The following is a 20,541-nucleotide window of genomic DNA, read 5'->3' on the forward strand; positions in this document are numbered from 1 at the left end:
AATGGCTACTCATCACGAAGATCAGGAAAGAATCGAAGGACTCAAAGCATGGTGGGGACAATACGGCACCATCATTATTGTTGTTTTAACTGTCGCTGTCGCGACAATGGGCGCCAATAAGGCGTGGAATTACTATCAACAGCAGCAATCACAACAAGCAGCGGATCTTTATGCATTATTAAAACAAATCCAGGAAACGGAAGACGCCGGAAAAATTAATGATGCGGCGGAGTTGTTAACGGCAGGCTATTCTTCCAGCGGCTATGCCTCCCGTGCGGCGCTTATAGCGGCGTTGGCGGATACGCAAGCCGGCAATTACCCGCGCGCCATAAAAAATCTGCAATGGGTGATTGATCATGCAAAAGAAACGGAACTCCATGACTTAGCACGTCTTAGAATGTCAGGAATATTGCTGGATGAAGAAAAATATGATGAAGCTCTGCGCATTCTTAATGCCGGGCATAGCGAAGCGTTTGCCGGATTGTATCTGGATCGCAAAGGCGATATTCAGGCTGCCGCTCAGAAAATTTCTGAAGCTCGGCTTAGCTATCAAGCTTCAATCGACAAGCTGAGCAAAAGTAATAATTATTACAATATCGTGCAAATGAAATTGGATGCATTGGGTGAATCCGAATAATCATCATTGTGACTGTTTTATTGAATTTCACTAAGCGCTGGCTGCGATCTATCTTTTGCTCATTATCGATAGCGGTATTAACCACCGGTTGTGGCAGCATGATCAACCCGTTCAATACGCGCCTTATCGAGGATATAAGCACGGGAATATCGGACATGTTTGTCGAAAATGAAGTAATCGTTTATGACAAAGAAGAACTCAACGCATTAAAAGCCACCGACAAAATTCCGGCAAAATGGAAAAATAAAGTCAGCGAGAATGAGATCGCCGCTTTTTATCCGGCATATGAAAACGGCGCTGTATACATTGCGGATGAAAGTGGCAAGTTAACAAAATATGAAGCGGCAACCGGAAAACAGCTTTGGCAAATTAAAACCCAAAACAAGTTTTCTGCGGGTGTCGGTATCGGTGAAGGCATTATTCTGGTTGGAACATTCAAAGGCGAAGTGCTCGCCTACAACGAATCAGGCCATATGTTATGGCAAGCGACAGTTACCAGTGAAATTCTAAGCCCGCCGCAGATACAAAATAGCATTGTTGTGGTACGCACTGTCGATGGCCGAATTTTCGGGCTTGATGCAGTCGATGGCAAGCGTAAATGGATTTATCAAGGCGCAACACCACCACTAACAGTGCGCAGCACTGCCGGAATTACGCTCGCGCATGGCGCGGTTTTTGCTGGCTTTCCCGGTGGAAAAATGATCGCCATGAGTTTGTTTAATGGCAATATCGGATGGGAAGTAACCGTTTCACAACCCCGCGGTGTAACCGAGCTTGAGCGGATGACGGACATTACCAGCTCGCCGGTGGTTAATAATCGGCTTGTCTGCGCAGTTGCTTATCAAGGCCGCTTGGCATGTTTTGCAATCAATGACGGAACGCAAATTTGGTCACGTGAATCATCCAGCAGCGCCGGTTTAGCGATGGATAATGACTATGTCTATGTAACGGAAGATAAAGGAGTTGTTGCCGCTTATGATTTGCTTAGTGGCGCCAGCATGTGGAAACAAAGCCGTTTAGGCAGCAAAAAACTGACCAGGCCAATCATCAAAGGTCAGTATATCGTGGTTAGCGATGACAAAGGCTTTGTAAACATCTTGCGAAATTATGACGGCTTATTGATCGCGCGTTCCGCGACAGATGGAAGTATGATTCATAATTCCGCCAGTCAAATGCCGGATGGTGTTGTGGTTCAAACTGCGAAAGGCGGAATCTACGCATTTAGCGAGCAATTCTAGAGACACTGATTTTAGGTCGTCAAGGCTTACACTGCCATTTTTAAACACACATCATGCTGTGTCATTACATACAGCAAAGAATCATGAAACCTACACTTGTCTTAGTTGGCCGTCCAAACGTTGGAAAATCGACGCTCTTCAATCGATTAACACGAACGCGTGATGCGATCGTGGCCGATATTCCCGGCTTAACGCGAGATCGTCATTATGGAACTGGCCGGGTAGGCGATAAGCCGTATTTAGTGATGGATACCGGCGGTCTTGAACCAGTGGCGAAAGATGGCATTATGCATGCAATGGCCAAGCAGACGTTGCAAGCAATTGACGAAGCCGACAAAGTATTGTTTATCGTTGATGGCCGTCAAGGGGTTACGGCGCATGATCGTATGATTGCAGAGCAATTACGCAAATCCGGCCAAAAAATATTGCTGGTGGTCAATAAAACGGAAGGTATGGCCACCGCCGTTGTTACAGCGGAATTTCATGAATTAGGATTAGGGGATCCTTGCGCCGTATCGGCAATGCATGGCGATCATATCCGGGAATTGGCGGATTTGGCGCTCATGGAGTTTCCGGATGTTGAGGAAGAGCATTCGAAAGAAAAACATCCAAAAATCGCGATTGTTGGCCGCCCGAATGTTGGGAAATCAACGCTCATCAATTCACTGCTCGGTGAAGAACGCGTCATAGCATTCGATCAGCCCGGCACCACGCGTGATAGTATTTATATTGATTTCATACATCGAAACAAGCAATACACACTCATTGATACGGCGGGATTACGCCGCCGCGGACATGTTCATGAAGTTGTCGAAAAATTCTCGGTCATCAAAACTTTACAAACGATTGAAGACGCCAACGTAGTGATCCTGGTGTTAGACGCGCGCCAGGAAATTTCCGATCAAGATGCACATATTGCGGGATTTATTTTGGAGACAGGCTGCGCATTGGTTATTGCCGCGAATAAATGGGATGGACTTGATGAGTATCAACGCGACAATATCAAACGTGAAATCAATCGGAAACTAGGATTCTTAAGTTTTGCGGAGTTGCATTATATTTCGGCGCTGCATGGTACCGGTATCAAAAAATTAATGCCTGCAATCGACAAAGCCTATGCAGCTGCCATGGCGGATTTATCAACACCTAAGCTGACACGCGCTTTAATTGCGGCGGTTGAGAAACACCCACCACCACGCGGCGGGATGTCGCGTCCTAAATTGCGTTATGCGCACCAGGGCGGCTCCAATCCGCCGCTGGTAATTGTACATGGCAGTATGCTCAATCATGTGCCGGAAAGTTATCGGCGTTACTTGGAAAATACTTTCCGGGAGGTTTTTCAACTGCATGGCACGCCGTTACGCGTTGATTTCAAAATGGGAACCAATCCTTATGCTGACAAAAAACCGGCGCCGCCAACGGAAGAAGAGCTTCGCCGCGCGCATAACCGTCGCCGCCGTAACCGAAAGAAATACGGGTAACATTTCATAACATAGGATGCCGCACGATTCATTGATGGATATTATCGACTGTCAACAATGCGAACGTTTATACAATTTCTTGCGATCGGTTAAATCCAAACATCCGGATTATCATGCACGCCCGGTCGCAGCTTTTGGTGATGTCACAGCGAAATTGCTAATTGTCGGTTTGGCACCCGGAATGCATGGGGCAAATCGAACAGGGCGGCCATTCACCGGGGATTATGCGGGGGTTTTATTGTATAAGACCCTACACCAATTCGGTTTTGCAACAAGCCCGGAATCAGTTTCAGCAGTCGATGATTTGCAATTGATCGGTTGCCGTATTACGAATGCAGTCAAATGCTTACCTCCTGAAAATAAACCGATTCCTGAAGAAATTAAGCAGTGCAATCGCTATCTGTCTACGGAGTTACGGCAATTTACGAAAAACGGCGGAACCGCCGTGCTGGCACTAGGTACCGTTGCACATCGAGCGGTGTTGATGGGGTTGCAGTTGAAAGCAAAGGATTATCCATTCGCACACGGCGCAGTGCATTCGTTGATTCAAGGTCATCAAAACGGGAAAGGATTACGACTTTATGACAGCTATCATTGCAGCCGCTACAATACGCAAACCAAACGCTTGACCGCGGAAATGTTTGAGCACGTGTTTTCGCGGATTGCCGCTGATTTTTAAGCTTACAATCACTTCAAAGGAGAATTTTCAATGCCGTACGTCAATATTCGCGTGGCTGGAACATTAACACGCGAACAAAAACAGCAAATTGCGACAGAGATTACCGATACGCTTGAACGCATCGCAAAAAAACCGAAATCTTATACGTATATCTGCTTCGATGAGCTTCCGGATGAAAATTGGGCCGTTGCCGGAAAACTGCTGAGCAACGAGGATTAAATAGTTTGAGCAGCGCCGGCTTTAACGCCAAAGAATTTTGCGCAAATTTGCCGCTGCAACCCGGTGTTTATCGCATGATTAACGCCAAAGGGGAAGTTATTTATGTCGGCAAAGCTGTCAGTCTCAAAAAGCGCGTTTCCTCATATTTTCAGAAAACCAATCTAGCGCCGCGAACGCAGTTGATGGTATCAAACATCGCTGCAATTGAAACCACCGTGACCCGCTCGGAAGCCGAAGCGCTGTTGCTGGAAAATAATCTGATTAAGAGCCTGAAGCCGCGCTATAACATTCTTTTCAGGGACGACAAGACTTATCCGTATGTCATTTTGAGCGGACATGATTTTCCTCGTTTGGGCTTTTATCGCGGCACGCTGGATAAAATGCATCAGTACTATGGGCCTTATCCCAATGCCGGGATCGTACGTGAAAGTATTCAATTATTGCAAAAAATTTTTCGATTGCGCACCTGCGAAGACAGCGTATTCAATAACCGAACGCGGCCTTGTTTGCTGTTCCAAATTAAACGCTGCAGCGGCCCGTGTATCGGTCAAATTGAGCAACAAGCTTATCAAGTCGATGTCAAGAATGCCGCCTTATTTTTACAAGGCAAGCAAACCGAAGTGATGGAAGTTATTCATGACAAAATGCTTCAGGCATCTGAACAGATGGAATTTGAGCAAGCAGCGGTTCTGCGGGATCAAATTCAAGCATTACGCCGGATTCGCGAAAAGCAATTTGTCGATAATGGCAAAGCATTGGATGCGGATGTCGTAGCCTGTACGGTATCGCCGGATGGATCCGGGAAAGTTTGCGTTAATCTGGCGATGATCCGGGGAGGGCGACATTTGGGCGATAAGAGCTTTTTCCCGCAAAACGCCGATGATTACACCGCGAGTCATGTGGTTGAAGCTTTTCTTGCGCAGCATTATTTAAATCGCGCCGCACCGCCTTTGATTATCTTGAGCGAAAATATTGAACGGGATGCACTGCAACAATTGCTCACCGAACAATGCGGACATAGAATCGTCATGCAGTTCAATCCTGTCGGTGAAAAACGCGCGTGGCTCAATATGGCGACCGAGAATGCGCAACTGGCATTAAAGCAAATGGTGAATCGCCAAGCCAGCCAGGAAAAACGTTTGCACGCGCTGCAACAAGTCTTGCAAATGCCGGGAATCCAACGGATCGAATGCTTTGATATCAGCCACACATTGGGAGAAGCGACAGTGGCCTCATGTGTTGTCTATGATAATTGCGCTATGCGCAATAATGAATATCGGCGTTACAATATCGAGAACATTACGCCAGGTGACGATTATGCCGCGATGCGCGAAGCGCTGACACGGCGGTATCAGAAAATTGTCAGCGGCGAAGGGCAACTACCGGATCTGATTTTGATTGATGGCGGCAAAGGCCAAGTCACAGTGGCTTTGGAAGCATTGCAAGAATTGGGTATATCCGATGCGAATCTGGTTGGAGTCGCCAAAGGGGAAGAGCGGAAACCGGGCCTGGAGCAATTGATTTCTCCGCTATTTGAAAAGCCGTTACAATTGCCTATTGAACATGCTGCGTTGCATTTGATTCAGCAGATTCGCGACGAGGCGCATCGCTTTGCAATCCAAGGGCATCGCGGACGGCGGGCGAAAGCCAGAACGAATTCCAGTTTGGAAAATATCGAAGGCGTTGGCGCTAAGCGCCGGCAAAAATTGCTGGGCCGGTTTGGCGGCTTAAAAGGCGTTCTGACTGCAAGTATTGAAGAATTACAAAAAACGGATGGCATCAGTCGCAAACTAGCCGAAAAAATCTATCGAGAACTGCATTGACTTCATTGACCCAATTTTAAGTTTCAATCCATGCCGTATAATTTACCCAATCTGTTAACTTGGTTACGTATTCTTGCCATTCCATTATTTGTCGGCATCTACTATATGCCACACACGTGGTTAACGCCCGGTCAACAAAATCTTGTCGCGACTCTGATTTTCGCCGGAGCAGCAATTACCGACTGGCTTGACGGTTATCTTGCGCGTGTTTTAAATCAAGCTTCCGCTTTTGGAGCGTTTTTGGACCCGGTAGCAGACAAATTAATGGTATCCGCCGCACTCATCGTATTAGTTTATTTGGGCAGGCTGGACGCGCCGATTGCTTTAATTATCATCGGACGCGAAATCACCGTTTCGGCATTACGCGAATGGATGGCACAGATCGGGCAATCGAAAAGCGTTGCCGTTTCATTTCTAGGAAAAATCAAAACCACATCGCAAATGATTGCGATTCCATTACTGCTGTATCATGAAACGATCGGAGAGCATTTTGATTCGCAAGAAATCGGCACATGGTTGATTTATATCGCAGCGTTATTGACACTCTGGTCAATGTTTTATTACCTGAAGGCTGCAATGCCACAAGTACTGAAGAATCAGGAGAAATAAATAATTTGAATATGCTGTTTTCTGTTCACACGTTGGAATACGCACGCAGAAAAACGTTTATTGACATATCGCACCAGGACGATAACAAGCTTCGGAAAGCCTGGAAAAATTTTACCGCCCAATTGCGTATAATTTGTACGGAGTAAAATCCAAAAAAACGGAAAATTTTGCAAAAATTAATAAAATTTTTTCTTGCTAGTTCCGAACACCGATAAGCGCGGAAAAGTTTTCACCTCCAAATTCAATAACAAAAACATTCTATTCCTCAAAAACATGCCTTTTCATTCTCTCGTTGTCTCAACGATCACACCCTCAATGCCGCCTTGCGGTGACTTCCCAGTCATGCGCTTAGCTTAGCAATGGGGCGGGGTTGAGACTGGCAGCGGCTTCGCAAAACAGCCACACAAGGAACATACCCGCTTACGCCGACTTGAGAACCCCTACGTTTTGCGGCAAGCCGCAAAGCCTCGAGGCCCCCTTTCAAGATCGGCTGCTAGTGAAAGTCATTTTTTTAACTTCCAAGCATGCAACAGTCAGAGACGGTAAGAAAAGAATACCCCGCCCCCCGCGCAGCCCAGCCACAGGCTTGGGCTTGCGCTCGGGCGGGGACAGGCAAAACCGGCAGCTTGCAGCTGCCAGCCTGCCCCGACATTCCAACCAACCCAACCACATACCCCCACACACTAACCCCCCAAACGCTCCAGGTGAATCAGCAAATCATCCTCAATGCGAATAATGCGCGGTGTCGAGACATCGACGCCCAAAACCGCCTTAATCGCTCTACAGTGACTTTTAAACTTCCGAGAGGGGTAGAGCATGGATAAATCACTTCCACGCAGCCAGAGACGATATGCAACAGCGTGATAAGGGTCTAAATCAGAAACGACACCCATGTTTTTCTCGAGGTTCATTCCAGTACCCTCAGAGCGCGCACATGCCGGTAATGAAACAAAGTGCCAGCTGGTCGCATTCTTCCTCGTTCCTCGTCATCATGCGCCAGCTGTTCACTTGCCAACAACCTTAAATTGCCGTGGTTGAAGCTTCCTGACAGCATAGCTGCGCAAATCAGGGCCGCGTTTACCTGGCTTGATGTTAAGAGGGCAGGCAATGCGCCAGACGTTGGAATCATCCCTATAGCCATCAATACGCCCCTGAGAAAGCAGTGTCCTTACTCTGCGCTCAGAAACTTCAAGAAAATCAGCCACGTCAGAAACGCTTAAAAATTGTGTCAAAAATCTCTCCTTTTTCGAGTCTAAAAACACCCCGCAAACCCATTGAACTGGTGCGGAATAGTATTTTGCCTAATAATTAAGCAAAAAAGTGATCTAAGTCATTGAAACTTTAAAATTGATCACAAAACAATAAAAGTCTCAAATTGAGACTGAACGGCATAGTGTTACTAGCCGATTGATGAATTTTTTTTCCTCCCATTTTTTGGCCGGACAAAGGGCAGCAAATTCGATCTTTCTGGAGGTAATCCGGATTTGCGTTTTTCCTCCCGTTCGAGCCGCCATTGATTAGCCATTGCAAAAGTAAGTGAAAGGTAATTTAAATCGGGTGCAGTGAATTTTTTCCCCTCGGGTGACCATAAGGCATCACCCGAGAACCTCCAGCCCCGCCAAGCGTCGCTAGGAAGCTCGTAACCTGTTAGAATGTGCAGAAGCTTAAAAGCCGCATAGGGCACTTGAATCCGGCCAGATTCCCAATTGTGCAGTGTGCGGTAAGTCACTCGAAGCATTTCAGCCGCTTCCTTCTTGCTAAGCCCTGACAAAATGCGGGTTTCACGTAGTTTTTCATGACTGACAGGTCTGTAAGGTTTGCGTCGATTCCTGCATTTTTTCACCTAATCAACAATTTACAGGGTGGATAAACGACCCATTGCCATAGATGCCGGTCAAAGCGAGCGCCGGTAATCTTCCCGGTTCTACAGTAGTGAATGAATTGGCCAACACTTAAGCCATGACTGGCAGCAAAGCTACGAGCAAGAACAGGGCGGCCGGATTGGGTCTCATGCGTTTTTTTCATTTCACCGGTTCCTTTGCTCGTCGCAGTGTTCAAGATAATTTTCTAAAGACCCATATTTGAATTTCAATTCAAGCAGAGCCAGCTTGACCGGAAGCCAAAGAAAAACATTTATCCAGAAACTATTGAATCCGAGAAATCGAAGCAGATTCATGTAGTGCAAAGAATGCACATTTACAAAATAACAAAACATTTTTAACTCCCAAAAAGAGCAAAACTGTTCCGCCTTTAATCACAAAACTATTCCGCAAAAAGTATAAAGCAATTGCGTATAATTTGTATTATGTTAAATCGTAGGGGTAAACTGCGCCGGAAATCAGATCGGCTCGCTGACAGCGGACAATTACTTTGAAACATTGGGACAAATGATTTGAAACACAAGAAAATAAATACATATGTAAATGCTTCAGTGATCTCGATACATGTATTCAATCAAATCGCGGACTATTTCTAACAGACTTCCAATTGCTAAACCATCGAAAGGATCACCGTGAGCCAGTGAATTTCTAAAGCTCACAAGAGTATCACTTCGTTTTGTACCGTTTTGTTCTTTGTCATCCGAAAAGAAATTAGCAATTACCGAACCTCCCGATTTATTATAAATTTGAAGCTTCTCATCGTTGAGTCCGTCATAATCAACCATAAATCTTAATCCAGCTGATAAGAAAGAATTCACACCATTTAGCATGTACTTTGGAACACTTTTCTTATCCTTTTTCAGCAACTCTTTCCTTTTATCCTGAAACTCACACCAATACCGATCTCTAAGTGCTAATTCCAGTGCCGCAAACGCCGCTAATTCACCAGCTTTGATTACATCATAGCGAATCCATGCCATTAAGTATAAAGCTTGCGCTCTTTCATATTTAACGCTTATTGCTTGCGGGATTTTTTTATTCAGCGGGAATCCAGAAATGAATTGATCCCAATCAGAGTAATAATGAAACGCATGAGGTTTAGAAGGATTTCCGGGACTTGCCCAACATATGCAAAGTGGATACTCTCGGGTTTCAGCTATATTCAGCAAATCTAAGCCGTGCATCATTATTCATCCAATAACATAACGATACATTATATAGTACCAAATAACGCGAAAATTTAACGCTTGCCACAAATAAAAAATGAACCGCTGCAACCATGTCGCCTACATGGCAGTGGAACGGTTCCGTTCATCAGAATAGCAATTCAGAAACTTTCCCCGGATTCTGAATTACTTCCATGAATCCATGACAAACCATAACGGATTGATCGGTAGTAAACGAAAATGGAAGTAACCATTTACTACCACCTACCATAAGCTTTTTCTATATCTATGGTTTGTCTATCTCGATATAGAATTTTGCAAATGATAGGAACCATCAAGCTTCGCTTGAAGACTTAAAATATCATTCACTTAATGCATGCAGCTTCTGAACATTAGCGCCTTTCTTGAGTTCAAGCTCTTGTATCTTTGCTTTAATTACTTGAATCATTTCGCGGCGTTCTTTTAAGCCAGGCCCGATTTCACTTGGCATGATTCGGGCATAGCCAAACTCTTCGGGTGTCATTTTTTCCATGATGCTGCGTATAGTCGGCTCTATCGTCTTGAAAAGCAGCGCCAGAAATACCCGGTCATCGCTTTGCGATTTATTCGGGGTAAAGATTTGGCATGCCGGATAATCCCCCAATTTGCCTGAAAAAACATTTTCAATTGTTTGGTATTTCAGTGGATATCCATGTTCGCCCGCCATGCCTTGCCAAGCGGTGTTAGTAGCCAAGCCAGCCAATGCGGGACGGATAGCTCCCATTTCATAATTTTCTGCACCAAGGAATAAAATTTTCATGATGCCGTCTTTCAAATCTTCCAGCGGTAAGTAAGATGTTAGCAACCAGTCAAGTTCCCTCTTGGCTTCGGCAATTTCAACATCTATCGCTTCATTCTCGGATTTAAGCGTTTGCTTAAGTATCTTGATATTTTCATAAGCAGATATAGCGTCATCAAATTGATTTCCGTTTTTCATTCATAAATCCTTGTTGTTTATGATTCATTGATAATTCGCCTTACTTGGCGATCTGTCAGATCGTATTTCATGGCAATATCCCTATGGCTCATGCCTTTTTTGGCATCTTCGATAATGGCCTGACGCCGCTTTTTGATTTCAAGGCTTGAGAGCATGGGTAAAGTCAATGCCACGCCATCGAAATGGAATATCATTTTCTCGGCATTTTCTTCACCGACAATGATATTCAGCCGCTTGCGTGACCTATCGCTGTTTGAAACATGTAGTCGCGTGCCGCCAAAAACCGTGCATAGCCGGGTAAAGGCATCATCGCCGATCAGGTTCAGCAGCTCTTGATTCTCGTTGTTGTCGTTTACTGGCATATCAGCTTGCATTTGTAAATGTGGAACATTGTCCACTGCATAATGCCAAACTGAACGAATTGAATTAAGGCGGAAAGCTTTCCGCTCCTTTGTTAAAGCCGAATATTTGTTAGTGATTTAAAAAAGAGTAAACTTAAAAAGCGGGTGCGACACGGTAATATTCTCCCGGCCGTAGCACGGCAGCAATGCCGGAGCGATATGTGAGGTTTCCAGGAAACTGGGTTGGGGGGCCTCACCGCCCGCCCATCAATCATATTTCATGATTCAATGCTGCACGTGCCGATAAAACAAAGAGCAAAACCGGCGCCGGATTCGAACCGGATCATAGCGGCCTTTCGACCCCCAACCATTCCCATTGGAAACAACCGGCTTTGCTCAAAACTGCAACGGGTGGGAGGCCGGACATCCCTCCATCCAGGATCACTCAAGTAACCAAGCCTGTGGACTCCGAAATTTCCACAGCTCACCCGTAAATCTTTGAAAATACTGCGCGGGTGGTGGGGCCCCCCAGTCCGGTTTCCCGGCAACCCCACATATCACTCCGGCATTACTGCCGTGTTACGGCCGGGGGAATATCACCGTGTCACACCCGCGCTTTTCATTCTATACTCTACTTTGACTTACTTCTATATATTTCATAATAGGCATTGGATTCAATGCCTTGTCATTATACTGCATCATCATTATCGATGATTGGTTTCATATTACGGTTGATATCGCCGTACCGATAGGCCATGTTTTTAATCGCGGCCGTCATGAACTTGGCCAATACTTCCGGCCTGAACTCGACTTTTTCATTCAAATGCTGAAGTACCTTTTCTTCGTTCGTCATAAATTCATCGTCCGACAGCGGCTCAATGTATACACCGCCATCGCGGCCGAACGTGACCAACCAGCGGGAACCAGGTAGGTTTCTCATGGTTTCCGAATCGATACGGATTTCGGGATATTTTTTCTCTTTCGCTTTAGCGACCATGACGCCCTCCAATTACTTGGACGAGTTTGAGCAATTGGCCGGGTACGAATTGCTGAGTCGATTCCTTGCCGGATGGCTGGCTCAATCGAAATGAGACGGGATAAAAAATTTGCTGCATGGTGTTACTCCTTGTCTAACGGTTAAATTACCGCTGCCCTGCTTCCAAACAGGGAGGCGGAACTGTGCAGGTTGGAAGACCGGGACAAGGTTCCGGCGAGCCTCTCGGCTCCCCGCACAGCCCGCCAAAAACTGGCTAGCCATGCTTGATGACGGACAAAAAAATAACCGCTTTAGCGGCTTGTCCGCCTTGTCTTCGGGCTTCCAAACCCGGCGCGGTGTTTGGCCGCGACTTTTTTCACTCTAACGCGTCATTAATGACTCGTCAAGTTGAAGTTCTGCTATTTCGCGTTAAAAACTATTCAAACTAGCTGCTACGCGTTAAATATCTTTCGCGCGTCCTTCCCTATTCATTTTCTTTTTGATCGAAATTTAACGCACGTTTAACGGTGTTTTTGCGGCATGTTTATTCATGCCGTGATTGTCATTTTTCTGTTTTTTATATTCTGACCATTTCTCCAAGCCGATAATGACCTTAGAAATCGATTGCCGGGTTAAAAATCGCGGGCTTTCCAGTTTGGTAATGCGCTTAACAAAAGCCGCGAATTGCGGCGTCATGGCATTGCCAAAACCCAACCGCCGCGCAAGTATCTCCATCTTGCGCCATTGAATTTGCGTTGGCCGGTTTGGTGCACTCCCGGTAGCCTTACGCTCCAAGCAACCTTGCTGCCTGAGTAAAGCGACTAGCTCCCGTAATTGCTCATCCGTTAAATCCTTACAGCTCGTCTTGCCGGTCAAATTTTGCAACCATGTACGGTATTCAATGCTGCCATGTTCAATATTAAGCTGCTGCGCGGCAATATGAACCATAGCCATCAGCTTATGGCGCGGCGTTGGCTTCCATGTTTGTTTCAAATCATTTGTCCGTATATTATACTTTTTTGTAAAACATTAAGCTATCATGATTGATTTTCCCGAAATCATACAATGAGTTTTTAAATGCTTTAACCAAGGTGCGTAACCCTCCTTCCCCCATACCCACCTTTAAACACCATTCAAGTTCCTTTTTACCTGATACCCCCCAGCTTTGCATAAACAGCAAAATATCATTGTCGGTCAGCTTGATGGGCTTTTCGCAGGTAATTCTGCTGGTAATTTGAATACTTTTTAGTTCTCTTGCACGCTGGAGCATTTCCCCGTTACTCAAAAGAGCAATTCCAAATAGCTTACGATCAATGAATGTTCTCAAGGCATTTGCAATCGTTCCCCCTGAAGACCTTGTAATTCCGATAAACCGGCCAAGATGATTGGCTTCATCAAAAATAAACACTCCACCCCGGTGATAAATAGCCATGCGCTCTATCAATTTTTCCAGCATATCAATTTCTATTTTTTCATTGGGTTCAATTACATCACCATTGAACTTCCCGCTTGCGTATATTGCGCAAGCCATTTCAAGAAGGATAATTTTTAACGTCAGATTTGTTTCACGCAAAGTGATTGCCCACACTGGGGCGTCAAATCCTTCAGATTTCCGACATTGCAATTGATATTGTGCAATTGCACTGGTTTTTCCATGTCCAGGCGGCGATGGGATTTCAATCAAATCCTGCATGACACGGGCTTTATGAATTTTTTCCATAATATTTGCAGCAACACTCGTTGCAACAAAGCATGGCTCATTAAATTTATTATTCTGTTCATTATCTTGAGCATCAAGCCATTTTTCTAACTGTGATTCAATCGTTTTTGCTAAGGGTTCCTGATTCCAATGGCGGCCGGGCTCGCGGAATTTAGAACTGTCTTTTATCCATCCTTCTATACAGGCTTTCCAAGTTTCAACAGTATTATAATTTCGCCTTGTTCCGTCATCTTGGGGCATAGTTTCAATAGCAATCTGAAGCAAAGTAATACTGCTTGAAGCCATTTTTTCCAATACCCGATTTCTCAACGCTTCCCATTGGGTTTTATCAAAATTTGTTTTGTCTGGATGGCACTCTAATGGTTCAAACGTATTGGCTTCTAAATCATCAGATAAATCGATTGCTTGCGTGGTCATATTTTTTCTCCTTTTACTTGGTTTTGCCTCATCCATTCAGGTAAGTTTTCCTTTTGCTGTTCTAATCTCAGCTGTTCTATCTCTTTTCCGGTCGAATCCGAAGCTGCACTAAAAGGCTTAAACTTAGGTTCAGATTTGATAGTTATTTCACCGGTTTGAGTGTTTAAGATGCTTCCATCTTCTTGAATTCTGATGTGATCGTCCGGCTCAAGCTGTTTTTCTGGTGGTAGCTTAATGATGTTTTCAGCCTGTGGAAGGGGCGGTAATGTGGTTTGTCCACTCGGTAAAACTGGCAAGATGGGAAGCTCTCCTTTAAAGATTTTAAGGCGCTTGCGGTTTTGTTTGATTGTGTTAGAGCGTTTTTTTGGGGTTTCTCCCCATGCCTCTTGATCATCAAATGTGGTAGGCCATATATAACTTGCTTCACCTAAATAACGCTCACCATCGAAAACAAGAGCCGGGGCAGTCGGATCAGCATTATCCGGCAGCACGTCATATTCATAAGTACGGGTCAATTTAAGCTCTTCAGGCGGTTCATAACGAACTTCGCCAAACCCCTTTAATTTAAACGAAAAAAAGTATTGCGAGCGTAATTTAACCCGGAAGGCGTAAGGTCGCATTGCGGCCAATTGAAGCTTGTCTGGTTTGTTTGGCGTATATTCCTTCGAAAGCTCTTCATAGAGTTCTATCGGTGTTTTGCCAAACATGCCTTGGCCGCCGTGCGGCGTGTTGTGAAACTCATGAATCCCCTGAACCAAACGTTCGGCAAATTGCGCGATCGGAATAGCATGTTCTGGGTCGCATTCTTCCGGTTTTTCTACAGTATTACGACCGGTATATGCTTTTTGGAAAAGACAGTCTACGGACTTTGCCAATTTGCCCCAAAATGATTCAATGGGTTTGGATGCGCCATGATATGGGGTTGTCCAATGAACTTTAACGCCTAGCCTAGTTAGCGCTCCAATTGGTTCGTTTTCTTTGATGGTGAAGCGATAGCGGGTTTTCTGCCCGCCCGTAAATGACTTATTGGCGTATCCTCTACCATTGTCTATGATGACACCTACTGGAATAGTGCCCGCACGACGCAATGCAGATTCAAATGATTCCATTATAATTTCGCCATTCTCGACATGATAAATGCGAACTGATAGTACAACGCGAGTCCTTACTTCACGCCACATGACTACAAACGGACGCCTAACCGTCGTACCATCTGGCCACCGGCAAAGAACATCAGCTTTCCGTCCGTCTGATTCCCACCGTTGATGAAGGTTTAGTGCTGTGTAATCACGCCATTGATGAGGTAGCTTTTGTTTAAGTGCTGTCGGCCCATCGCGCCCCAATATGCGAAGATTCTCGGGTATATCATCTTTGATGCGTCTCAGGAATGTTTTGTAACTAGGCAATTCACCCCAGTTTTGTGCCTTCGCTGCTTTGAGTGTCCCGTTATAGATCACTGAAGCATCGGGTTTGTTTTCGGATAACCAATTACCCGCAAAAAAATTCCAAGCGGGTTCAGGTATTTCAGTTTTAGAACGCCCTTGATAATCAGCTGCAAGCAAGAATTCCCAGTAATGGCGCGGATGTTTATCGATTCTTTTCACCAAGCGGTACAAAGTTGCTCTTGATAATTTTTTGTAACGCTCACTGAGGATATTTAACGCTGATTTTTGTTTGAAACCTGCCTGTAATAGCTGAAAATACTCATCTAATATAAGTAGACGCCTTTGTGCCTCAGCTTTGATACTTGGTGCTTTTCTGTTGTAGTTATCAGCCAAAATTTCATACGTCTCATGATCGAATTGCAAGTTTTGGTTGTTTTCATAAACCACCGGCAAATCGGATTGCTGTGTTTTGTGATGCTCTAACCAGTACTTGGCTTGGATTGGTTCAGGTAGGCTGGATAAAAGGATTTCATATTGCTTTCCCCCGTTACCACTGATCGAGCGAAATTTATATTGCCCATCTTTATAGCGCCCTTCTTTTTCACCACATGTCTTTCTGATTGCTTGAGCACTGACTCCACGCAGCTCAGCAACCTTCTTAATGGGAAGCCAAATAAGGTGATTGGTGGTTGCTACCTTTTCAATTTCTCTTGAATTATCTGCTTTATTCTCAATCATTGATTAATAATTAAAATATTGAATCCAAGCAAAATAAAATGGTTGCGACCTTAGTTGCTACCTTTTGCGTAAAAGGTAGCAACTTAATCACCAACGATTTCACCTTCTTTAATACCCAATAAAACAGCGATTTTGTGAGATTTACCGAAGCGACAACCAATCCTTCCACTCAAAACACCACTTACAAGTGATGGAGTGAAGCCATTTTTTATGGCCCAAGAGCGTATGCTCATCCCGTTTTTATCAAGATTCACTTTAACTTCTTGCGCAGAGAGCATTTTTCGTGTTTTCATTATCATAATTCCTATTAACAATTAATAATAATTGTGCATTATGCACTATTTTGTGTGCATTTTGAACATATTTAAGTGCGATGAAAACTGGCGATAGATTAAGAGCTGAACGAGAACGCTTGGGACACTCCCAAGATCAATGGGCATCGGTCACCGGTATTCATCGAAATACACAAGTAAAATACGAGAAGGGGGAAGGCTCGCCAAATGTTGAATATTTGGCAGCTATTGAAAGCATAGGTGCGGATATTGATTTCATTATTACTGGAGAGAAAACTGTGTATAGAGAATCCTCTCCAGATTATGAGTGCCCAATAATTTCAAAGATTGTTGAGCAGTTAGAGGCAGTTCTTAATAAGAATAATCAAGTGCTATCTCCTCAGAAGAAAGCCCAGGCTGTAGTAATTCTTTATCGGCTTGCTTATCCGAACAAACAGGTTACTGAGAAAATGGTGAAAGAGGTAATTGAACTTGCGGAATAATGCTTTAAGAAAAGGGAGGATTTTCATGTTATTTGGTATAAAAATGTTACCTCTTAACAGTTCAACAGATTTCTTCGTTAAGTGATTGGAATAATTTATAAAACCGACCTATCTCATAAAAAACTCATTCCCATATCATTTTTGTTTCATTTCTTCTGACTTTTGTATCGTTTTTTTGCAAAATGTTGCAAATCTAAATTTCCGGTCAATTTCTCTGAAACCTAGTGCTGATAATGTTTATCGGCTTATTTTTTTCTTTTCTTATTGTTTCAGAATGATAGTCCCCCCTCAGACAGATGTCGACATAAAAGCCTCAATTCTTCCTTATCAATGCCTGCTTCAAGCAGGCGCTTTTTTTCTTTCGCTACTCGTCTGTAATATTTACGCTTCACTGATCTAATTCGCGTGTACCTGATAAACCAATAAAGGTTATGAAGTTCAGAAAAATCAGTCATGAGGAAACTTCCCTGGTGATGAAATAAGAGTTAAGCGGCAAGCGGCCGCAAATATAAACCAGTTTAGCAATATGGGGAAGTCAGGAACGAAGTTCCTTCGGGGGTTGGGTTCGGCACAGCATGCGCGGCTACGCCGCTCATGTGCCTCGCGCCGGTCGACGGCGCGACCCATGGAAGTACGGCGTTTTTAGCCGGATGTCTTTACAAGCGCGGTGAAGTCAGACCACTGCTCGATACGAAACGCGCGGATGTCACGGACGGATTGAGGAAACCAAGGTTGGGAGCGCAGAGATTGGATAGCTAGAAACAAGTTGGCCATGTCTTCGTTGTCATTGATGTAAAGGCTACCTTGAACGCGTTGAAATCCATAGTCAGACAGAATAGCGCCAATTTCAGCATAGGCTTGCGTGACGCCTTTGGGGTGATATTTTTCCGTATCGGATACAACAAGATCAAAGGCAACGGCGTACATTATTGAGCTTCCGGGTCATTCATTAAGTGTGTCAAACGATATTCGGTCTTTTCACCAGTTTCAATCAGGGTGATTTCAATCAGCCAGTCGCCGTCATCGAGTTGACGCAGCGCTTGGCCTATTTGGTATTTGGGGCCGATAGAGCCAAAGCTTTTAATTGTGCCAATAGGTAATTCAGGTTGTGTGGTAGTTTGCATAATAATCAGTTTGTAAGATAAGAATCCAGAGCAATGATATTGAAACCAACATCTTCCAAGGCTTTAACAGCGGCGTCGAGTGTTTTAAAAAGACGTGGTTCCTTAGTACGGGAATCGACTAGATAACCATGTGTTTCACCATAACCAAGGGAGATGTGCCAACGTTTCTCCCAGCTACCAGATAACATCAATTCAGGCGCTTTAATAATTCGATATTGCTTCAAATAACCCATCATAAAATCACGCTTGGCAATGTTCATTGTGTACTTAACCATTCGCAGCACTCCGGATGTTTAATATGACGGTATTGTATCAACAATAATACATTTTTGTAAATGCATGAAATAATATTTGTTGTGTTGTAAATAGAGTTATGTAATAACAATTATGCTATTAAGTTGGAGATTTAATGCGTGAATGCTTATCGACATAAGCAAAAAAGCGCCGGCGAAATCCATCGTTATCAATAACGCGGAAAACGCGAAGAATAAGAAGCCAGAAAAAATATAAAAAGGCGCAAAAGTCAGAAAACAAAGAAATTAAGTAATTTTTGATTTTCATAATTAAATAGACGAAGTTCATGAAGATTCAGGCAGTGAATAACGTTTAGGTGTGGAAGATTTAGAAGAAGGCCATCCGTGCTTTATAGCAGCTTCGCAGATTTCAAGAGGAACAACGAGCCTTTGGGCGCTGTAGCCATAACAAATACAGCCATTAGCCTTACTTTGCATGCATGCAGAGACTTCAGACCAGTCGTAATCTGATGGTACGACAGAATCAAATTTGACAAGTGTCTGTAAGGCTGAAGATTCCTTTACAACTTGAATGGTAGAAACCGAAGGTAATTTATTTGATAATTTATCAAGATAATCGGAGGAATCTGAATCATTTGAATTAGCTTCTATAGTCGGTTCATCAGATAAGTACTTTGAGTTGAAGTTATTATAAAAACCATAAACAAAGAAAGGTAAAAAAAGAAAAAGAGCAATTGAGACATAAAGGCTAAAAGGTTTCTGTTGCTTAAGTTTTGCATGAAATTGGCCTGAATGATAAAGCGGCCAGGCTTGTGTGCGAGGTTTAAAGGGTATCTTTATTGCATCATTACGATTGCTTTTAGCCGTTGGATTCTGGCAATACTCAGGCCATTCAAGGAGCCAGTGACCAGACCACTTTTGAAGTATGTGCTTATGGCAACTCACTTGTGCAAGTACCGCAGTATGCATTAAATGAGGTTTTTGAGTAATCAGGAGAAAATCAATTCCGTAATGACCATGCATTGCAAGGTGTTGCACAGATTCAGGAGCTTTCGCAATTCCACCGGCAGGCCAGACTTGCCAGGCTTCATCGACTACGATTAAAGCACCTTTGGGGATGTTAAGAAGCTTGTCTTCTTCGATATCGGGGTCATACGCTCTTTCATGCCAAGAATAAAGAAATTCCTTGTCAATCTTAATATGAGGTAATGAAAGCTTAGGAATCCCAATAACATAAACAGGACGATTAGAATCAAGAGCAGGTTTAATATAGTCCCAAACAGCGTAAGAAGTCTTGCCAGTACGTGGTACGGCAGTAAGTAAGGTAATCATTTAAGAAACAAGCCGAAGAGCTTTACCGCTCATGAAAGTGGCACGAAATACCAAAGCAGCGGCAATGATGCCCATTGCCTCCCCTGCCCCGGCGATGGCTAATAACGAAGAAGCGATACCGGTTATAGATGAATAATTGCTCTGAGCAATCGAAAGTAACTGATTCAATGTCGTAGTAATTACTCCGAAAGTGACAATACCGAAACCGAGAGAGACAAGAACTTTACGAACGATGGGCGCGGCGATGGATTCAAGAAAAGAACCCATTGGTAAAAGTAGTTTTGGCATATTAGAATCCTGTATTAATTAAAGAATCACAAGTGAAGCACTGCATTTAATTCCTTCAAGCTATTAGAATTCTTGTAATCACTCAGCGCTTTCAGCCTTCGGCTTCAAGCGAAATTCGTTCTTAAAAAATTCTAAGCAATCAGTCATAACATTCCGCTTGACCTAATCCGAGCCGCGTGTACGAACACCCAGAGCAATACCGGCAGCGGATAAAGAGGCAAGAACAAGAATTAATGGACGGAATGTTTCCGCAGCATCACAAATGGGAGCTGTACGAATGACGAGATTTACACCACGAACGGTAGTCGTAAGGTCCGGTGGACATGATGCTGAGGATCCCCAGGAAACAGGATTAAAGTCAGCGGAAAATTCAGAAGTAGGAAGTTCAGTATCAGAAACAGTGTCAAATTCAGCCTGGTAATCAGGGAAATCGATTTTTTGAGGTTCGGTTTGTGATTGTGTGAATCGCCCCGGGTTTTCCGG

At 44.1% G+C, this 20,541-nt stretch carries 27 protein-coding genes; 8 read left to right on the forward strand and 19 right to left on the reverse strand.

What is annotated here, in order from left to right:
• The first annotated feature begins 1 nt into the window (after position 1).
• The 7 genes from KF839_RS10085 (at position 2) to pgsA (ending at position 6,686) form a co-directional block, all read left to right on the forward strand.
• Positions 2-637 carry a YfgM family protein gene (locus KF839_RS10085; protein WP_292917715.1) on the forward strand — a complete coding sequence of 212 codons (636 nt, stop codon included), beginning with the start codon at positions 2-4 and terminating at the stop codon, positions 635-637.
• Between the two features lie 8 nt (positions 638-645).
• Positions 646-1,875, forward strand: a complete 1,230-nt coding sequence (gene bamB / locus KF839_RS10090) for an outer membrane protein assembly factor BamB (protein ID WP_292917716.1) — start codon at positions 646-648, stop codon at positions 1,873-1,875.
• Positions 1,876-1,958: 83 nt separating this feature from the next.
• Positions 1,959-3,356 (forward strand): ribosome biogenesis GTPase Der, encoded by a 1,398-nt coding sequence (gene der / locus KF839_RS10095; protein WP_292917717.1) that lies wholly within the window; start codon positions 1,959-1,961, stop codon positions 3,354-3,356.
• 34 nt (positions 3,357-3,390) lie between these two features.
• Positions 3,391-4,035, forward strand: coding sequence for a uracil-DNA glycosylase (locus tag KF839_RS10100; protein WP_292917718.1), 645 nt, complete (start codon positions 3,391-3,393; stop codon positions 4,033-4,035).
• A 30-nt stretch (positions 4,036-4,065) separates the two neighbouring features.
• Complete coding sequence (locus tag KF839_RS10105) at positions 4,066-4,254, forward strand: tautomerase family protein (protein ID WP_292917719.1); 189 nt, start codon at positions 4,066-4,068, stop codon at positions 4,252-4,254.
• A 5-nt stretch (positions 4,255-4,259) separates the two neighbouring features.
• Positions 4,260-6,077 (forward strand): excinuclease ABC subunit UvrC, encoded by a 1,818-nt coding sequence (gene uvrC / locus KF839_RS10110; RefSeq protein WP_292917720.1) that lies wholly within the window; start codon positions 4,260-4,262, stop codon positions 6,075-6,077.
• 30 nt (positions 6,078-6,107) lie between these two features.
• Positions 6,108-6,686 carry a CDP-diacylglycerol--glycerol-3-phosphate 3-phosphatidyltransferase gene (gene pgsA, locus KF839_RS10115; RefSeq protein ID WP_292917721.1) on the forward strand — a complete coding sequence of 193 codons (579 nt, stop codon included), beginning with the start codon at positions 6,108-6,110 and terminating at the stop codon, positions 6,684-6,686.
• Between the two features lie 683 nt (positions 6,687-7,369).
• On the opposite strand, the gene KF839_RS10120 is transcribed toward pgsA, so the two are convergent.
• From KF839_RS10120 to KF839_RS10180, 13 genes are all read right to left on the reverse strand, one after another.
• Complete coding sequence (locus KF839_RS10120) at positions 7,370-7,579, reverse strand: hypothetical protein (RefSeq protein WP_292917722.1); 210 nt, start codon at positions 7,577-7,579, stop codon at positions 7,370-7,372.
• Between the two features lie 111 nt (positions 7,580-7,690).
• On the reverse strand, positions 7,691-7,918 hold the full coding sequence (locus KF839_RS10125; RefSeq protein ID WP_292917723.1) for a helix-turn-helix domain-containing protein: 228 nt from the start codon (positions 7,916-7,918) through the stop codon (positions 7,691-7,693).
• A 167-nt stretch (positions 7,919-8,085) separates the two neighbouring features.
• Entirely contained in the window at positions 8,086-8,529 is a 444-nt protein-coding gene (locus KF839_RS10130; protein WP_292917724.1) for a VC1465 family Xer recombination activation factor, read from the reverse strand.
• Positions 8,526-8,711, reverse strand: a complete 186-nt coding sequence (locus tag KF839_RS10135) for a hypothetical protein (RefSeq protein WP_292917725.1) — start codon at positions 8,709-8,711, stop codon at positions 8,526-8,528. Before KF839_RS10135 ends, KF839_RS10130 begins: the two co-directional genes overlap by 4 nt.
• 403 nt (positions 8,712-9,114) lie before the next feature.
• Positions 9,115-9,753 (reverse strand): MAE_28990/MAE_18760 family HEPN-like nuclease, encoded by a 639-nt coding sequence (locus tag KF839_RS10140; RefSeq protein ID WP_292917726.1) that lies wholly within the window; start codon positions 9,751-9,753, stop codon positions 9,115-9,117.
• 340 nt (positions 9,754-10,093) lie between these two features.
• Entirely contained in the window at positions 10,094-10,708 is a 615-nt protein-coding gene (locus tag KF839_RS10145; RefSeq protein ID WP_292917727.1) for a hypothetical protein, read from the reverse strand.
• A gap of 17 nt (positions 10,709-10,725) precedes the next feature.
• Positions 10,726-11,082 carry a helix-turn-helix domain-containing protein gene (locus KF839_RS10150; protein ID WP_292917728.1) on the reverse strand — a complete coding sequence of 119 codons (357 nt, stop codon included), beginning with the start codon at positions 11,080-11,082 and terminating at the stop codon, positions 10,726-10,728.
• A 655-nt stretch (positions 11,083-11,737) separates the two neighbouring features.
• Positions 11,738-12,046: a hypothetical protein gene (locus KF839_RS10155; protein WP_292917729.1), complete on the reverse strand. Its 309-nt coding sequence runs from the start codon at positions 12,044-12,046 to the stop codon at positions 11,738-11,740.
• On the reverse strand, positions 12,036-12,164 hold the full coding sequence (locus tag KF839_RS10160; protein WP_292917730.1) for a hypothetical protein: 129 nt from the start codon (positions 12,162-12,164) through the stop codon (positions 12,036-12,038). The genes KF839_RS10155 and KF839_RS10160 overlap by 11 nt, the downstream gene beginning before the upstream one ends.
• A gap of 371 nt (positions 12,165-12,535) precedes the next feature.
• On the reverse strand, positions 12,536-13,018 hold the full coding sequence (locus tag KF839_RS10165; protein WP_292917731.1) for a regulatory protein GemA: 483 nt from the start codon (positions 13,016-13,018) through the stop codon (positions 12,536-12,538).
• A 16-nt stretch (positions 13,019-13,034) separates the two neighbouring features.
• Positions 13,035-14,162: a TniB family NTP-binding protein gene (locus KF839_RS10170; protein WP_292917732.1), complete on the reverse strand. Its 1,128-nt coding sequence runs from the start codon at positions 14,160-14,162 to the stop codon at positions 13,035-13,037.
• Positions 14,159-16,285 (reverse strand): transposase domain-containing protein, encoded by a 2,127-nt coding sequence (locus tag KF839_RS10175; RefSeq protein ID WP_292917733.1) that lies wholly within the window; start codon positions 16,283-16,285, stop codon positions 14,159-14,161. Before KF839_RS10175 ends, KF839_RS10170 begins: the two co-directional genes overlap by 4 nt.
• An 83-nt stretch (positions 16,286-16,368) precedes the next feature.
• Positions 16,369-16,578 (reverse strand): DNA-binding protein, encoded by a 210-nt coding sequence (locus tag KF839_RS10180; RefSeq protein WP_292917734.1) that lies wholly within the window; start codon positions 16,576-16,578, stop codon positions 16,369-16,371.
• 80 nt (positions 16,579-16,658) lie between these two features.
• Between KF839_RS10180 and KF839_RS10185 the strand changes: the two genes are divergently transcribed.
• Positions 16,659-17,060: a helix-turn-helix domain-containing protein gene (locus KF839_RS10185; RefSeq protein WP_292917735.1), complete on the forward strand. Its 402-nt coding sequence runs from the start codon at positions 16,659-16,661 to the stop codon at positions 17,058-17,060.
• Between the two features lie 642 nt (positions 17,061-17,702).
• On the opposite strand, the gene KF839_RS10190 is transcribed toward KF839_RS10185, so the two are convergent.
• The 6 genes from KF839_RS10190 to KF839_RS10215 form a co-directional block, all read right to left on the reverse strand.
• Positions 17,703-17,987 carry a virulence factor gene (locus KF839_RS10190; protein ID WP_292917736.1) on the reverse strand — a complete coding sequence of 95 codons (285 nt, stop codon included), beginning with the start codon at positions 17,985-17,987 and terminating at the stop codon, positions 17,703-17,705.
• Entirely contained in the window at positions 17,987-18,184 is a 198-nt protein-coding gene (locus KF839_RS10195; protein ID WP_292917737.1) for a DUF5397 family protein, read from the reverse strand. Before KF839_RS10195 ends, KF839_RS10190 begins: the two co-directional genes overlap by 1 nt.
• A gap of 5 nt (positions 18,185-18,189) precedes the next feature.
• Positions 18,190-18,459: a hypothetical protein gene (locus KF839_RS10200; RefSeq protein WP_292917738.1), complete on the reverse strand. Its 270-nt coding sequence runs from the start codon at positions 18,457-18,459 to the stop codon at positions 18,190-18,192.
• Positions 18,460-18,762: 303 nt separating this feature from the next.
• A complete protein-coding gene (locus KF839_RS10205; RefSeq protein ID WP_292917739.1) occupies positions 18,763-19,770 on the reverse strand; it encodes a zonular occludens toxin domain-containing protein in 1,008 nt (335 codons plus the stop codon).
• Complete coding sequence (locus KF839_RS10210) at positions 19,771-20,058, reverse strand: DUF2523 domain-containing protein (protein WP_292917740.1); 288 nt, start codon at positions 20,056-20,058, stop codon at positions 19,771-19,773. It lies immediately after the preceding gene.
• 162 nt (positions 20,059-20,220) lie between these two features.
• A partial coding sequence (locus tag KF839_RS10215; RefSeq protein ID WP_292917741.1) for a virulence factor TspB C-terminal domain-related protein occupies positions 20,221-20,541 on the reverse strand: 321 nt, incomplete at its 5' end.

The sequence above is a fragment of the Nitrosomonas sp. genome, from assembly GCF_019635155.1.
Lineage (GTDB): Bacteria > Pseudomonadota > Gammaproteobacteria > Burkholderiales > Nitrosomonadaceae > Nitrosomonas.